This is a genomic window from Arthrobacter sp. PAMC25284 (assembly GCF_019443425.1).
Lineage (GTDB): Bacteria > Actinomycetota > Actinomycetes > Actinomycetales > Micrococcaceae > Arthrobacter > Arthrobacter oryzae_A.
The window spans coordinates 2,530,956-2,546,502 of record NZ_CP080382.1 but is presented as its reverse complement, the minus strand read 5'-3'; the positions used below and the strand labels follow the sequence as shown (position 1 = coordinate 2,546,502).

General features: G+C 64.6%; 11 protein-coding genes, 1 tRNA gene and 3 pseudogenes. 5 read left to right on the top strand and 10 right to left on the bottom strand.

Annotated elements, in window-relative coordinates; all coding sequences use genetic code 11:
* Positions 1-3: 3 nt before the first annotated feature.
* From KY499_RS11805 to KY499_RS11780, 6 genes and pseudogenes are all read right to left on the bottom strand, one after another.
* Positions 4-1,806, bottom strand: coding sequence for a protein kinase (locus KY499_RS11805; RefSeq protein WP_219885460.1), 1,803 nt, complete (start codon positions 1,804-1,806; stop codon positions 4-6).
* Positions 1,803-3,258: pseudogene (locus KY499_RS11800) on the bottom strand (peptidoglycan D,D-transpeptidase FtsI family protein). The gene KY499_RS11805 and the pseudogene KY499_RS11800 overlap by 4 nt, the downstream one beginning before the upstream one ends.
* The gene (locus tag KY499_RS11795; RefSeq protein ID WP_123255837.1) at positions 3,255-4,709 is read right to left on the bottom strand and encodes an FtsW/RodA/SpoVE family cell cycle protein; all 1,455 of its coding nucleotides are present in this window, start codon (positions 4,707-4,709) and stop codon (positions 3,255-3,257) included. The pseudogene KY499_RS11800 and the gene KY499_RS11795 overlap by 4 nt, the downstream one beginning before the upstream one ends.
* Entirely contained in the window at positions 4,706-6,406 is a 1,701-nt protein-coding gene (locus tag KY499_RS11790) for a PP2C family serine/threonine-protein phosphatase (protein ID WP_123255838.1), read from the bottom strand. The genes KY499_RS11795 and KY499_RS11790 overlap by 4 nt, the downstream gene beginning before the upstream one ends.
* Before the next feature lie 2 nt (positions 6,407-6,408).
* Positions 6,409-6,891 (bottom strand): FHA domain-containing protein, encoded by a 483-nt coding sequence (locus KY499_RS11785; RefSeq protein ID WP_219885459.1) that lies wholly within the window; start codon positions 6,889-6,891, stop codon positions 6,409-6,411.
* On the bottom strand, positions 6,888-7,637 hold the full coding sequence (locus tag KY499_RS11780; protein ID WP_123255840.1) for a DUF3662 and FHA domain-containing protein: 750 nt from the start codon (positions 7,635-7,637) through the stop codon (positions 6,888-6,890). Before KY499_RS11780 ends, KY499_RS11785 begins: the two co-directional genes overlap by 4 nt.
* A gap of 399 nt (positions 7,638-8,036) precedes the next feature.
* Here KY499_RS11780 and KY499_RS11775 point away from each other — a divergent pair.
* Positions 8,037-8,119: transfer RNA gene (locus KY499_RS11775), tRNA-Leu, on the top strand.
* An 84-nt stretch (positions 8,120-8,203) separates the two neighbouring features.
* Here KY499_RS11775 and KY499_RS11770 read toward each other — a convergent pair.
* Positions 8,204-8,894 (bottom strand): annotated as a pseudogene (locus tag KY499_RS11770) (TetR/AcrR family transcriptional regulator).
* 175 nt (positions 8,895-9,069) lie between these two features.
* Here KY499_RS11770 and KY499_RS11765 point away from each other — a divergent pair.
* The 3 genes and pseudogenes from KY499_RS11765 to KY499_RS11755 all read left to right on the top strand — a co-directional run bounded on the left by KY499_RS11765 (position 9,070) and on the right by KY499_RS11755 (position 12,709).
* Complete coding sequence (locus KY499_RS11765; RefSeq protein WP_123255842.1) at positions 9,070-10,464, top strand: NAD(P)/FAD-dependent oxidoreductase; 1,395 nt, start codon at positions 9,070-9,072, stop codon at positions 10,462-10,464.
* 125 nt (positions 10,465-10,589) lie between these two features.
* Positions 10,590-12,117: pseudogene (locus tag KY499_RS11760) on the top strand (APC family permease).
* A gap of 109 nt (positions 12,118-12,226) precedes the next feature.
* The gene (locus KY499_RS11755) at positions 12,227-12,709 is read left to right on the top strand and encodes a pyridoxamine 5'-phosphate oxidase family protein (RefSeq protein ID WP_219885458.1); all 483 of its coding nucleotides are present in this window, start codon (positions 12,227-12,229) and stop codon (positions 12,707-12,709) included.
* Positions 12,710-12,832: 123 nt separating this feature from the next.
* Here the strand turns inward: KY499_RS11755 and KY499_RS11750 are convergent, their stop codons facing one another.
* A complete protein-coding gene (locus KY499_RS11750) occupies positions 12,833-13,198 on the bottom strand; it encodes a hypothetical protein (RefSeq protein ID WP_219885457.1) in 366 nt (121 codons plus the stop codon).
* Positions 13,161-13,475, bottom strand: coding sequence for a hypothetical protein (locus KY499_RS11745; RefSeq protein ID WP_219885456.1), 315 nt, complete (start codon positions 13,473-13,475; stop codon positions 13,161-13,163). Before KY499_RS11745 ends, KY499_RS11750 begins: the two co-directional genes overlap by 38 nt.
* 494 nt (positions 13,476-13,969) lie before the next feature.
* Here KY499_RS11745 and KY499_RS11740 point away from each other — a divergent pair, with 494 nt between their 5' ends.
* Positions 13,970-14,740, top strand: coding sequence for a Gmad2 immunoglobulin-like domain-containing protein (locus KY499_RS11740; protein WP_219885455.1), 771 nt, complete (start codon positions 13,970-13,972; stop codon positions 14,738-14,740).
* 399 nt (positions 14,741-15,139) lie between these two features.
* Here the strand turns inward: KY499_RS11740 and KY499_RS11735 are convergent, their stop codons facing one another.
* On the bottom strand, positions 15,140-15,481 hold the full coding sequence (locus KY499_RS11735) for a YnfA family protein (protein WP_123255847.1): 342 nt from the start codon (positions 15,479-15,481) through the stop codon (positions 15,140-15,142).
* Positions 15,482-15,547: the final 66 nt, after the last annotated feature.

The window sequence follows — 15,547 nt, the reverse complement described above, 5'->3', positions numbered from 1 at the left end:
TCCCTAAGGTGCCTTCGTGGTCGGCGTCGCCAAGACTTTAGCCAAATAATAGGTCACGACGGAGCCGGCTGGAACCTTGATTCCCTGTGCGGGATCCGAACTCACGAAGGTTCCCGGCTCCTGGGTCTTCTTGGCAGGATCGACGTCGTCGCCCTTCGCCCAGCGCAGTCCCGCCGTCTCGATGGCCTGCTGGGTCGCTGCCTCGCTGGCACCGGCCTGAATCGACGGAACAACAACCATCTCCGGGCCCTTGGAATAGGACACCGTGATGGTGTCACCTGGCTGGACCTGGCCGGCCGGGTTGATGTCCACGACGGTCCCCGCCGGGGCGTTGTTGAAGACTTCGGCCCCGTCGACTTTCAGCTTCATGGTGGCCAGTTCGCTGCGGACCTCATCGTAAGGCCGGCCGAGGTAAGCATCAGGGAACAGATTGATGGCCGCCGGTGTGGACTGGGTTGGTGTCGCGGAAGTGGCGGTGGGGCTGGGGGTCGTGGATACGGGCGACGCACTGGTACTGGCCGGCTTCGCACTCGTGACGGTGGCACTGGTGCTGGCCGGTGCCTGCGCCGGGAACAACATCCCGGCCTGGGTCAAGACCACCCCGATCAGGGCAAACAACACGAGCAGGATGAGGGCGACCAGCGGCCAGGTCCAGGGACTGCGCTGGCGGCGTGCCGGTTCGTCCACCGGTTCGTCATAGTCCTCCTCCGTCTGGGTCCACTCCCGCTGGGCGGCCAGGGCATCGGCGCGGGTGAGCGCGTCACGTGCGCCATGGCCGCGCGAGGCGGCAGCCCCGGCGGCTGCAGCAGCGGCGCCGGCAGCACCGACGACCGGCAGCGCCGAAGTCGCCGACGTCGACCGGTCCTCTGCCGGGCTGGATCCGATGACGCTCGTGGCGGCAGTGGGGAGATCAACCGGTGCCGTAATGGGGCCGGTTGTCGCCTCGAAAAGAAGCATTCCGGGAACAGCGGCGTGGGCCGCGCCGATGTCGCCGTTGCGGATGGCTTCGGCGGCCTCGGAGAGCTTAAGTGCGTCGGCCGGACGGTTCTTCGGATCCTTGGACAGCATCGACATCAGCAGCGCGCGCACGGGCTTGGGCAGGGTCTCCGGCAGCGGAGGCGGTGCATCGTTGACCTGGGCCAAGGCAATGGCGATCTGCGATTCGCCGGAGAATGGCCGGTGTCCGGTAAGGCACTCGTAGCCAATGACGCCGAGGGCGTAGATATCCGAGGCGCCCGTAGCCATCTGGCCGGTGGCCTGCTCCGGGGCCAGGTACTGGGCCGTGCCCATCACCTGCCCGGTCTGGGTCAGGGGCACCTGGTTCGCCAGACGTGCGATGCCGAAGTCGGTGACCTTGACCCGTCCGTCAGGGGTGATGAGCAGGTTTCCGGGTTTCACGTCGCGGTGTACGAGACCCTGGGCATGGGCGACGGCGAGGGCCCGTGCAGTCTGCGCAATCATCGAAAGGGTGCGGTCCGGGGAGAGCACCTGTTCGTGTTCGATGATGCTGCTCAAGGGCTGGCCCGGGACCAGCTCCATTACGAGGTAGGCGGAACCTTCCTCTTCGCCGTAGTCGAAGACGTTAGCGATGCCGACGTGGTTAAGGAGCGCCGTGTGCCGCGCCTCGGCCCGGAACCGCTGGAGGAATCCCGGATCGCCGGTGTACTCCTCCTTGAGGACCTTGATGGCGACAATCCGGCCAAGGACGAGGTCTTTGGCTTTCCAGACTTCGCCCATTCCGCCGATCGCAATACGCGTGGTCAACTGGAATCTGCCGCCGAGGGTGATTCCCGATGTAGGCCTCACTTATTCAACACCGCCTCAAAAATCTTCTTCGCGTTCGGACTGGTTAGCTGTGCGCCGGTGGTGATGTCCACGCCTTGAATGACGACGGTGACGGCCACTTGCGGGTCATTCGCCGGGGCAAACCCGGTAAACCATGAGTTGTTCAGGCCGGTGCCCAGTTCCGCGGTACCGGTCTTGCCGGCCACCTGGACGCCGCTGACGGCTGCGCCGCGCGCGATTCCGTCGCTGACGACGCTCGTCATCCACTCGGTGATCTGGCTGGCGATCTCCGGGGTGGTGGAAGTCCGCAGAGGTTTCGGGTTGGGCTCGCTGAGCGTCCGCAGATCCGGGGACCGCACAGTCTTGATCAGGTTCGGCTGCATCTGCACACCGCCGTTGGCGATGGCGGCCGTCATGAGATTGATCTGCAGCGGTGTGGCCCGGACATCGCGCTGGCCAATGGCGGACTGCGCAAGTCCGGCCTGGTCCAGATCCGTCGGGAAAACGCTCTTGGCGTAGTCGAGCTTCAGCTGGTCGCCAATTTCCTCGCCGAAGCCGAACTTCGCCGCCTGCTCGGCAATGGCGGACTCGCCGAGATCGAGGGCAATACTGGCGAACGGCGTATTGCACGACTGCTGCAGCGAGAAGGCGAAACTGGCCGTGTCACGCGTGTAGCAATTGCCGCCGGCGTAGTTGGGCAACGTGTACTGGATACCGGGGAAGGCCATTTGTGCCGGGTTGGGCAGTTGGCTGTCCTTGTTGTACTTGCCTGAGCTGAGGGCGGCCGCGGTGTCGACGAGCTTGAACACAGATCCGGGCGCCAGCAGCGCTCCGGTCGGACCGCTCACCGACTGATTGAGGTTGATGCCGGGAACCTGGTTGAGTTCGGTGAAATTAGCGGCCTCGGCCTCGGGATCCTGCGTAGCGATCAGGTTCGGGTCATAGGACGGTTTGGATACCATTGCCAGGATGGCACCGGTCTTGGGATTGGTCACCACGATAGACCCGCGCTGGCCATCCGGGATGAGGTCGTAGGCGAGCTTCTGGATCGCCGGGTCTATGGTGAGCTCGACGGATGCTCCCTTGGGCTGCTTTCCAAGGAAGAGCTGGCCGATCCGATCCAGAAAAAGCTGGTCGGAGCTGCCTGCGAGCTGGCCATCCATTGACCGCTCCAGGGCCCGTTAGTCCGTAATTCTTGGAGAAGTAGCCGGTGATGCCGGCATACAACTCGGGCTGGGTGTAGCTGCGCTGGAATTTGCATGTTTCCGAGCCGGCCACGGACTGGGCGACGGGCGTGCCGCCGACGATGATTGCGCCGCGGTCGTTGCAGTAATTCTGGAGGATCGCGCGCTTGTTCCAGGCGTTGGCCTGTAGTTCGTCCGCCCCTATGACCTGGACAAAGCTGAGGGCACCGAAAATAAGCGCGAACATGGCGATCGCGGCGATCCATGCGTTGCGGATGGCCTGGTTCACAGTTGACTTACCGCCTCGGTGTGAGCGTCTGGACTGGTGCGGCCGGCACCGGCGGCCGCTGTGGACCGCGACGGCGGTTCCGGGATGGCTTCTTTGGCGTCGGGTATTTCACCGGGCGCCAGCGGGGTGGTGTCTACCGGACCGCGTGCCGTGTGGGAGATCATGAGCAGCAACCCGACGATGATCCAGTTGGCCAGCAGGGAGGACCCGCCGGCTGCGAGGAAGGGGGTTGTAAGTCCAGTGAGCGGAATGAGGCGGGTGACACCGCCGATCACAACAAAGCACTGCAGCGCGATGGCGAACGAGAGCCCTGTTGCCAGCAGTTTGCCGAAGGCGTCCCGGGTGCCCAGTGCGGCGCGGAATCCGCGGGTGAACAGCAGTAGGTACATCAGCACAATAGCGAAGAGCCCGATCAGGCCGAGTTCCTCGCCGAAGGAGGCGATGATCATGTCGCTGTTGGCGAAAGGAACCAGGTTGGGTCTGCCCTGGCCGAGGCCGGTGCCAACCAGCCCCCCGTTCGCCATCCCGAACAGGCCCTCCACGATTTGGAGGCTGCCGCCGTAGGCGCGGCCGTAGACCTCCTCGGTGAAGGCATTGACCCAGCCGTCGATCCGGAGGGCGACGTGGGAGAAAACCCTCGACGCCACAAAACCACCGCCGGCCATCAGCACCACGCCGATGATGACCCAGCTGATTCGGCTCGTAGCCACGTAGATCATCACGAGGAACAAGCCGAAGAACAGGATGGAGGAGCCAAGGTCACGCTGGAACACCAGCACGCCGATGCTCACAAGCCATGCCGTGATCATTGGGCCCAGATCTTTGAACCGAGGGAACTGGAGCGGGCCGATTTTGCGTCCGGCCAGGAGAATCAGGTCCCGGTTCGACGACAAATACCCGGCAAAAAATATCGCGAGCGTAATCTTGGCGATTTCGCCCGGCTGGAAAGTCATCGATCCGACCCGGATCCAGACGCTGGCACCGAGGATTTCGCCGGCGCTGATGCCCGGAACGAGCGGCAGCACCAGCAGCAACGCGCTGACGGCCAGGGAAATGTAAGTGAAGCGGCGCAGCATGCGATGGTCCTTGAGGAACCAGATCACTGCAATCGACACCGCCATGGCAACGACGGTCCACCGCAACTGGTTGTTGCCCGTGTCTTCTCCGACCCGGTCAAGGCGGTGGATCATGGCGAGCCCCAAGCCGTTGAGCGCGACCACAATCGGAAGTATTACCGGATCGGCATATTTAGCGCGGATCCGGAGAACCACATGGAAGGCCAGCGCCGCGGCGGCCAGGAGGCTGGATTGGAACCAGAAGTCCGTATCGAAGGCCTTCTGGCGGTCAACCCCGACGAGGGCGTTGGCGCCAATGCCGACGGCGAGGGCCAGGACCAGAAGCACCAACTCCACATTCCGGCGGGGCTTGGGTGCGGTTTCAATAGTTGTCACTTGGCCACCTCACACGTCGGGGAAGGGGCTGGTGAGGCCGTCGGCTGTGCCGGGCCGGATGCTCCGGGCTCGGCCGTCGCTTGGGGCGGGGCCGTGGCGCCGGCGCTGGCCGGTGATCCTGTGGGCGTGGCGGCAGGAGAGGAAGTCACACACGCCGTGGCGGGGGCCGTAGTGCCGGTCTCCTCGAGGTTTTTCACGATCCGCTGGGCGTCATAGAGATCGCGGGCCGGAACTGTTTGGCGCACGCGCTGCTGCGAAAATTCGGGCAGGTCTGACATCCGGATATCGGTCACCATTTCGAGGGTGGAGAGCTGGATGGGACCCAGTCGCTGGGAAACACCGTTGAAGATAGCGACGCGCTGGTCTTGTTCGCCAATGTAATACCGGGTCTGCGTCCAGGCATAGCCGAGCCACAGGCCAAGACCCAGCAACGCGACCAGGGCGGCTGCCACGGACGCGGTCAGCCAGCGCCGGGGTCGGGCTGCCGGCCGGTAGTATTCGACGTCGTCACGGGCCTGCTCCGACTTGTGCGTCAGGACAGTGGCGGCCCTGCGGGCCACGGTGCGACCGGCGATGGCAGGAATGGATCCGGATTCCGCGGCGGTGGCGGCTGCACCGACAAGTTCGTGCGGGCGCGTTGAGAGCTCTTCGCGCAGAACGGCGGCGGAGAGATGCTCGCCAAGATGTGGATCAGTGGCCGCGCTGGCGGACTTCTGCTCGTCACCTTCAGTGCCTCCGGCCGCGGTGGCATCCGGTACCGGAGTCCGGGCGGCGTCTTCGGCCGGATCAGTGACCGCCGATGCCGGCGACCCGTCGTTGCTCGCCGGCTGAGCGGAGTAGGTGCTCCCCGTGGTTTGCGGTGCGGCGGGGGCGGCCGGTGCGGCGTGGGCGGGGACGATGTCGACGGCCGCAGTGCGCACGTCGTCGGGCGTTTGCTCGGCGATATCGAGCATTACGATCGTCACGTTGTCGGGAGCGCCGGCTTCGAGGGTGAGGTCAACGAGGATTTCAACACACTCCCGGAGGTCCTTCGTCTCCCTCACCATCCGCTCCACGACGTGGCCGGCGACGTAGTTCAGGCCGTCGGAGCACAGGAGCCAGCGTTCACCGGGCTGGACATCGAGCGTGTCGACGTCCAGTTCCGGGCTCGCGTCCACGTCGCCGAGCACGCGCATCAGAACGTTCTTGTGCGGGTGGGTTTCCGCCTCTTCCGGACGCAATCGTCCTTCGTCAATAAGCCGCTGGACAAAGGTATGGTCCACGCTGACCTGCTCGAATTCTCCGTTGCGCAGACGATAGGCGCGGGAATCGCCGATATGGGCGATGTGGAGTTTGCCCTCGGCCAACAACAGGGCGGTGACGGTGGTGCCCATCCCGGCCAGTTTGGGATTGATGTGAACCAGCTCGGAGAGCAGGGAATTCGCCGTCTGGATCTCGTCGGCGAGGACCGTGGCAGCATCGCCTTCGTAGCGGTCGTGATCGAGATGGATCATGTCCAGGATGGTCGCAGCAGAGGCCACATCGCCGCCGGCGTGGCCACCCATGCCGTCCGCCACGACGGCAAGGTGGCGACCGACGTAGGCGGAGTCGTCATTCTTGGCGCGCACACGTCCGACGTCGGAACGTGCGGCATAGCGCATGATCAGAGGCCGCCGGGAGGCCGAGGCCTGCTCTGCGGAGAAGTCCGGAGCGGCCATGGCTACGGCCTCAATTCGATGACCGTCTTGCCGATTCGCACGGGTACACCCAGATCGACGGGCAGGGCCCGGGTCAATTGCTGGTCTGCCAGATATGTGCCGTTCGTGGAGCCGAGATCTTCGATGAACCAGCGGCTGCCTTGCGGAAAGAGTCGGGCATGCCGGCCGGAGGCATAGTCATCCTCAAGTACCAGAGTCGCCTCCTGTGCCCGGCCCAGCAGGATGGGACTGGCGGCGAGTGTGATCGTTGTGCCCTGGAGCGGTCCCTCGGTCACCACCAGCTGGTGTGCCTGCTGTTTCACCGGGGCCGGGGAAGGTTCGGCCAGTGCAGGGTTCTTGCGCACCTGACGGGCCGTAGGGGCGCCGGACGCCGCCTTGCGTCCGATCATCAGATCGCGGCGCATGGTGGAAACAATGCTGAAAATCAGGACCCACAGGAGGAGCAGGAAGCCAAAACGCAGGACAGCGATCGTTAGTTCGCTCATGCGCGGCCGCCTGTCTGGGCAGGCATTAGGCGAAAAATAATTTTGCTCCGTCCCATTGTGATGGTCGATCCGTCCGTGAGGTCCGAACTGCCCACAATCTTTTGGCCGTTGACATAGCTGCCGTTCGTTGAGCCCAGGTCGATGGCCTGGGCGAGGCCCGGCCCCGTCCTGATTTCCAGGTGGCGGCGCGAAACGCCGGTGTCGTCAATAAGGATGTCGGCCTCCGACGACCGACCAAGGACGATCGAAGCGGCGTTAAGGGAATAGCGCTGCCCGTCGATATCCAGCACCGGCTGCAGCCGGACCGGCTGGCGGGTGGGTGCGGCCGGAACATTGCTGTGGGCTTTGGGGTGCGCCGGCTCCGTGGGTGCCGACGACGACTCCGTCCGGGAGGTGATTTCAAAATTCCCTACGCGAAGTTCCCCGTCCCGGCGGAAGCTGATCCGGACCGGACCCTGGAGTGTGTATCCCTGGCTGCGAACGTGGTTAATGACAACGTCGCACAACTCTTCCGCGAGGGGCGTACCCCATTCCTGGGCCCGCTGGAAGTCGTCGTCACTGAGAAGAACGTCGAAGACATTCGGGGCCAGCGTGCGGCCCGCGGCGATGGTGATGGCCTTATTGTCCACGTCGCGGCGGAGTCGGCTGGCGATCTCGACGGGCTCAACCTGGGCGCGGGAACCGGTGGAGAAGACTCCACGGACGGCCTTCTCGATGCCGCGCTCGACTTTGTCCAGCAATCCCATGGTCCTTCTCCTTTCCTGAGAGCTGCCGGGGGCAGCGTTCGTTCCGGAACTCGATTTCCAGCTCGTCCAGAAGCGCGCCGTGCAAGGGCACTCCTACATCAGATACTACTGGGCGTGACTGGGAATGGCCCTAATGAGCACCGCCGCCGCGTGCAGAAAAACGACAGTGAACGGTCCCTGACGTGCGGTGGTATCTCCGCCGCCAGCCCGCTGCGCAGCCGTTGCGGGCCGGCGGAGCCGGCCCCAAAACGGGGGTTCCTGCAGCCCCGAAGATCACCGGGAGGCAGGGCAATGGAGGCCGATTAGCGTTTTTCCGCAATTGTCCGTTATGCTTGATCTCGCTGCTTTGACGAGGTTGATGATTCCGGAAACGGACAATCTGCCGGTTAAAGAAGTTGCGCGCGAGTGGCGGAACGGCAGACGCGCTGGCTTCAGGTGCCAGTGTCCGAAAGGGCGTGGGGGTTCAAATCCCCCCTCGCGCACGCACTGTAAAGAGCCCCGGTCATTAGGACCGGGGCTCTTTCGTTTAACGTTCCGGACCGGTGGGGCCGCCCAACAGAGCCCGGTCAGACCAGCAGCGCTCCGAACCCGGCGATGAGCGCCTCAAGGCCCAGGCTGAAGGCGACATCTGCCGGATTTCCGTACCCGTCGTCCGACAGGCGCGCTACCGCTCCGGTGAAGTTCGGCGTCGATGCCGCCATGCTGCCCGAGTCAAAGATGTCCGCCGGAGCCGTGACATCGTAGGCGGACCCAAAGATAAACGACTCCAGGGCCACGATGGCCGCTACGATGCGCTCCTGCGGGAACCCTGCCCGGCTAAAACCGGCGCTCACGGCCTCATACATGGCCAGCGTCTTCGGAGCATCGGCTACCGGGAGCACCGCGATCACAGGAATCAGCGGCGTGTGCCGGGAAAAGACGTCCCGGTAGCTCCAGGGCCCAGTCCCGGACGGCGCGGTCCCACGGTTCGGAGTTAAACGCCGCCACTTGCACGAACGAGGTCAGGTGGTCCTGAACAAGGACCAGGACGTCGCGCTTGGAGGAAACGTGGTTGTAGAGGGCGGACGGTGCCACGTTCAGGGACCTGGCCAAGGCTGCCATGGTGAAGCCCTCGTAGCCGCTGCTCCCAACAACCTTCAAGGAAGCGGCGATAATGCGGTCCTGGTCCAGAACAGCCGCGGGCGGCCTGCCCGCCCTGCGCCGCGGCGTGGCATCGGTGGAGCGGGATTCTGCGGGTGTGCTGCTGGGTGACGGCATTTGTTGCCTTTCAGGCGGGTGTTCCAAGGATTATTCCACTGCCGAATCCGCCGGTGGACGCTTCTGCGCCCGACGGGTCTTCCCTGGCTTGCGAAGAACCGCTATAGTTTCTCAGAAATGAATATCATTCATTTAGTGGTCGGCATCACCCAGGCGGCCATGGAGAGAGGACACCATGCTGGAACTTGACCGCGACGTCGTTATCGTCGGAGCCGGACCCGCCGGACTTACCGCAGCCCGGGAATTGAAGAAAGCCGGGCTGAGTGTTGCCGTTCTGGAAGCCCGCGACCGGGTTGGTGGCCGCACTTGGACGGACACCATTGGCGGAGCCATGCTGGAAATTGGAGGACAGTGGGTTTCGCCGGACCAGTCCGAACTGCTGGCCCTCCTGGACGAGTTCGGCCTGCAAACCTACTCCCGCTACCGGGCAGGCGCGTCCGTCTACATCGGCGGGGACGGGAAGCGCACGCTCTATACCGGAGACACTTTTCCGGTTAACTCCACCACCGCGGCCGAGATGGACAAACTCACGGCCCTGCTGGACTCGCTCGCCGCGGAAATCGGCCCCACCGAGCCGTGGGCACACCCGAAATCCCGCGAGCTGGACACCATCTCCTTCCATCACTGGCTGCGGCAGAATTCCACCGACGAGGAAGCCTGCAACAACATCGGCCTCTTCATTGCCGGCGGCATGCTGACCAAGCCGGCTCACGCCTTCTCTGCGCTGCAGGCCGTGCTGATGGCCGCGTCCGCCGGGTCCTTTACCCACCTGACCGACGAGGACTTCATCCTGGACAAGCGGGTCGTCGGCGGGATGCAGCAGGTGTCCGTGCTGCAGGCAGCAGAACTCGGCGGCGACGTCGTCCTCGACAGCCCGGTCCGCACCATCAACTGGGCGGAAGCCGCTGGCGGCTACCGCGTCACTGCCGTGTCCGACCGTGTCACTGTGAACGCACGCTTTGTGATCATGGCCGTGCCGCCGAACCTGTACTCCCGGGTCTCCTTCAACCCGCCGCTGCCGCGCCGCCAGCTCCAGATGCACCAGCACCAGTCGCTGGGCCTTGTCATCAAGGTCCACGCCGTCTACAGCTCGCCGTTTTGGCGCGAGGAAGGCCTCTCCGGCACCGGCTTCGGCGCCGACGCCTTGGTCCAGGAGGTCTATGACAACACCAACTACGAAGATCCACGCGGCACCCTGGTGGGCTTCATCTCGGACGAAAAGGCCGACGCGATGTTTGAACTCAGCGCCGAGGACCGCCGCCGCGCCATCCTGGAATCCATTGCCGGCTTCTTGGGCGACAAGGCCCTCGAGCCCGAGGTGTACTACGAATCCGATTGGGGTTCTGAGGAATGGACCCGTGGCGCGTATGCGGCCAGCTACGACCTTGGCGGTCTGCACCGCTATGGAAAAGACCAGCTCACGCCGGTCGGGCCCATCCACTGGGCCTGCTCCGATCTTGCCGCCGAGGGATACCAGCACGTTGATGGTGCTGTGCGGATGGGCCGGAAGACAGCAGCGCGAATCGTCGCCGTCGCCGAACGTCCGGCGGTGCCAGTCGAGGCCCGCTAGGGCACGGCCGCGGAACCAGGCACCGTCGTCGCGATGATCGCGGTTCCCCGTGTAGATGAGCGCAGCGATGCTCCGCTCAGCCCAACCCATTCAACGTCGAATGATCCTTTCGGAGAGGCACACAAATGAGCATCAAACCAGAGACGTCCGTGGCGACGTCAAGTCCAGACCGCAAAGGCCTAAGCGAAAAGGGTCTCAAGGCCGGCTCGGTAGGGCTGATCGGCGCTGTCGTGATCGGCGTGTCCTGTATTGCCCCGGCCTATACCCTCACGGCCGCCCTCGGTCCCACCGTCTCCGAGGTCGGGGTCCACCTGCCGGCGATCTTCCTGGTCGGGTTTATTCCGATGCTGCTGGTGGCGTTCGGTTACCGCGAACTGAACAACGCGATGCCCGACGCCGGGACGTCCTTTACCTGGGCTTCACGGGCCTTCGGCCCGTGGGTCGGCTGGATGGGCGGCTGGGGCCTGATCGCGGCCACCATCATCGTGCTCTCGAACCTCGCCGCGGTGGCCGTGGACTTCTTCTACCTCATGCTGGCGCAGATCTTCGGCAACCCGGAACTGGCGGACCTCACCACGATCCTGCCGCTGAACATCGCCACCACGCTGGCCTTCATCGCGCTGGCGTGCTGGATTTCGTACCGCGGCATGGAGACCACGAAGAGTGTCCAGTACGTCCTGGTTGGATTCCAGCTGCTCGTCCTGGGCTGGTTCGCCGTCGCTGCCTTCAGCCACGTCGCCAACGGAACCGCATTCGACGCGACCTCCATTGCACCGGACTGGTTCAACCCGTTCGCCGTCGAATCTTTCTCCGCGTTCGCCGCTGGCGTGTCGCTGTCCATCTTCGTTTACTGGGGCTGGGACGTGACCCTGACCATGAACGAGGAGACCAGGAACCCGGAGAAGACACCGGGCCGGGGCCGCTACCGTCACCGTGGTCGTCATCGTCCTGATTTACATGACAGTCAGCCTGTCCACCCTGTCCTTCGCCGGAGTCGGCGACACCGGACTTGGCGCCGGGAACCCGGAGAACCAGGGCAGCATCTTTGCCGTCCTGGCCGGTCCCGTGATGGGCCCGTTCGCCATCCTGATGTCCCTGGCGATCCTGAGCAGTTCCGCGGCCTCGCTGCAGTCCACCTTCGTCTCCCCGGCCCGGACACTGCTGTCCATGGGCCACTACAGGGCGCTGCCGCTGAAGTTCGGCCGGGTCAGCCCGACCTACAAGTCGCCCAGTTACGCAACCATCGCCTCCGCCGTCGCTGCCGCCGGTTTCTACGTCGTTACCCGCTCGTTGTCCGAGAACGCGCTGTGGGACACCATTACGGCCCTGGGCATGATGATCTGCTTCTACTACGGCATCACCGCGCTGTCCTGCGTGTGGTTCTTCCGGTCCCAGGCGTTCGGCTCCGCGCACGCCTTCTTCTTCAAGTTCCTCGCACCGCTGCTGGGCGGCGTGATGCTTTTGGTGATGTTCGTCAAAACCTCCATGGACTCGATGGATCCCGCCTACGGCTCGGGTTCTTCCCTCGGCGGCGTCGGCCTGGTGTTCGTCCTCGGCATTGGAGTGATCCTGCTCGGCGTTGTTCTGATGCTGGTCATGGCCCGGCTGCGGCCGGAATTCTTCAAGGGCGAGGTCATCGGCCGCGGCCTCTGAGCCGCGGCCAATGGGGGGCCGACTCCCACCGACATTGAACCTAAGCATACTTATGAATAGGCTGGGCGGAGGAGGACCTTCCTCCGTCGGACCAGGAGCGAGGTGAGGTATGTCGGACAGCGAAAGCATCGGCAAAGTAACGGACATCATCAACGATTCACACATTGGAATGTTCACGACCATCAACGAAAATGGCTCCCTGGTCAGCCGGCCGCTGGCGGTCCAGGATGTCGAGGACGACGGCGACCTGTGGTTTTTCACGTCTGAAGAAACCTCGCAGGTGGCCCATGTCCGCGCGAACCCGGTGGTCAACGTCTCCTTCGGCAAACGCACCGAATGGGTCTCGGTCGCCGGAACCGCGGAGCTTGTGACGGACCGCGCAAAGATTAACGCGATGTGGAACCAGGCAGTGGAGGCATGGTTCCCGGACGGTCCGGACACCCCCGGCGTCGTGCTGCTCAGGGTGGACTCTGACTCGGCGGAATACTGGACCAGCCCGGGCGGAACAGCGGCTACGGTCCTGCAGTGGGTCAAGTCGAAAGCGACCGGAAGCCGGATGAGCGCGGGCGAGAGCGCCACCGTGGAGCTGTAGGCGCAGTCATTTGAGTAGGCAGGGCGTCCCGGCAGGCCGGGGCGCCCTTTCTTTCGCGATTATCAGGTCAACGCCGCCAACGTCTCGGGGAGTCTGACGGCGGCCGGGTGCCGGTCGACGCGATCAGTCCTTTGCGGTGTCCAGTGACGCCAGCTCCCGGACGCCCTCCTGGACACTCTCCCGGACGCCGGCGGCGCGTTCGGCTGCGGCCAGGGCCTGCTCCAGCCGGTCAACCGCCCCGCTGTAGGCGGCGTCGGTGCAGCCGGCCGCTGCCCCGCCGCGCAGCAGTTCCGCCGACCTCATGGCGCGGATGAGCTCGGCAGTGTGGGGTTCGGCGGGATCGCTCATGGCCGGGTAATCGATGCAGTAGCCGGGGTCGAGCTCATAGCGCTGCCAGCGGTCAAGGGCACTCCGGTGACGCACCGCGGCGGCATCGTTTAGGACGGCCACCTCAAGGGCCGCCGTGCGGCCAGCCTGCCAGCGGAACACTTGCGGGGGCCCATCGGTAGCTGACTGCCGCCGCGCCGACCGCAGCGCCACCGAGCAGCAGCCCGATGCCGGGGGAGGCGAGGGCAGGGACTAAGACCGCGGGGGCCACAATGGCCACCCCGGCGAACCCGTCCCAGAAGACCGCATCGGGCAGTTGCGGGTCCCGGTGGTGCTTGCGGGCGAAATACACGGCCCCGGCGGCGGCGATCACGACCACGGCGAATAAGGCCAGTACCTGCAACGGTCCCAGCGGTCCAAGATCAAAAAGAGTTGTCATTACCAACACCTCCGGGGACCCTGCCATTCGGCAAGGTTCCTCTATTCCATTGGAATCCATCCTGCTTCGGCAGTCAATGCTTCCCCGGTGTGGCATAACCGGTTCCCGATCGATGCCAGCTGAACCCGGCTCTCGACTTCAGTGGCAAGTCTGCCCCGATGGCTGGCGGTGAGCCGCAGGCATGCCTAACGCGGCCCAGGAGGATAAATCGGCTCAGGCGATCAAACCTCGAGTTCCGCACGAGAGGTGCTCAACAGGCGCGGGGGAGCATGCCTGACCTTCCGGTTAGGGCATACCGCAACCGGACGTATGCGGCCAGTCAAGGAGACCATCGTTGGGCAGCTCTGCCCTCCGTGGTGTTTGTACCTGCTGAATCTTTACCTTTGGACCGCGCCCATAACGATCTCGATCCGTCACGATTCGGCGGTCTCACTCATGACGCGGCTCTCTATCGTGGTTGATATCACTTCTCTTGAGAAAGAAGGCGGTTCGCCGTGAAGGAGCTTCATGCGTTCCTCATTGGTTTAGTCATGCTGGCGGGGCTGGGACTTATGGGGCCCCCAGCCGCAACCGCTGCCCCGCGGTGCAGCATTGACTGGGGCTCGCTTTTGGACATCAGCGGACAGGTAACCGAAGCCCGGATCGTCGAGGTCCGCGCCGCCGCTCTCCGCTGCTACACGCGCCTGCTGACCGGAGAGGACGGTGTCTCCGACGCCGAAGCAGCCACTATCGTCTACCCGAAGCCGGGAGGCAGCGTGCGATTTGATGATCCACGGGATCTCGCCGGGTCATTCGCGGTGGATCTGGTCGGGTTCACCGATCCGCTGATCAGCGACTTCATGCAGGGCGACAGCCGCTCGGGCGAGTTCGCGGTGCGGGCCGAGGAAAACGGACCCGTGACCACCGTATTGGTGCGCCAGATGAGCGACCAGCAGTGGTACGTGCTGGGAGCCACGACCTCTGACATCGAGGTCACCGTCCCCGGGCCGGGCGCCAACGTCGATTCACCTGTGCAGGTCGCCGGCCAAGCCCGTGCGTTCGAGGGGACCGTGCGGGTTACGGTTCACGGACGGGGATGGGATGAGCCAGTCGGTGAAGGATTCGTCACCGCCAGTGGCGGTCCGGAGCTGGGCCCGTTCTCCGGTGAAATTGGGTTCACGAAACACGGCGGCCGCGGCTCCGTCTTGTTCACGATCGACAGCGCCCGGGACGGCAGTGTCTGGCAGGCCGCAGCCGTACCCGTCGGCTTCGCCGCCGGCTGCTGACTCGGGGCCGCTTGCACCGCCGGGCGGCCACGGCCTGGGCGGGCCGACACAGCCATCCGCGGCCCGCGAACAACACCAGGAAGGCCCAAATCTGCTCCTGGGGGCTTGATTGCGTGACCTGCTCGCCCGGAACCTGGATGAACTCCGGGCCCGGATCGGTGAACGCCAGCGCGAAGGGTCACCCTGGCCACGGCACGCGGAGTCTACCGCGGACGGACGAAGGCACTCTTCCCCGAGAAAGCACGCGAGCTGAGGGACCGGGCCGCGGCGGGGGGACTGGACTGGGCATGGTTACTGGATTCCTAAATCTCGCCCCACGCGATCAAACGGACTTGCTGCGAACCCCGGGTAGCGTCCCAGCCTGACACACGGGGATGCAGTAGCCCACCTGTAGTTGCATTAGGAAACCGGCCCACGCGGAGCGAACATGATCACGGCTACCCCCACAACGCAGATCAGGGACCCAATAACGTCCCAGCGGTCGGGCCGGAACCCATCGAAGGCCATGCCCCAAGCCAAGGACCCCGCGACGAACACGCCACCATACGCGGCCAGGATCCGACCGAAGTGCGCGTCGGGCTGCAGCGTCGCCACGAAACCGTACAGGCCCAGGGCAATGACCCCGATACCGGCCCACCACCACGCCCGGCCCTCCCGGACGGCCTGCCACACCATCCAGGCCCCTCCAATTTCCGCGACAGCGGCCAGGATGAACAGCAGCACCGATTTGGCAATGGTCATGACGCCCATCCTGCCGCACGTTTGTAGGAACGTGTGCCACACCTGACGAGTGGGACTGTCTCTGCA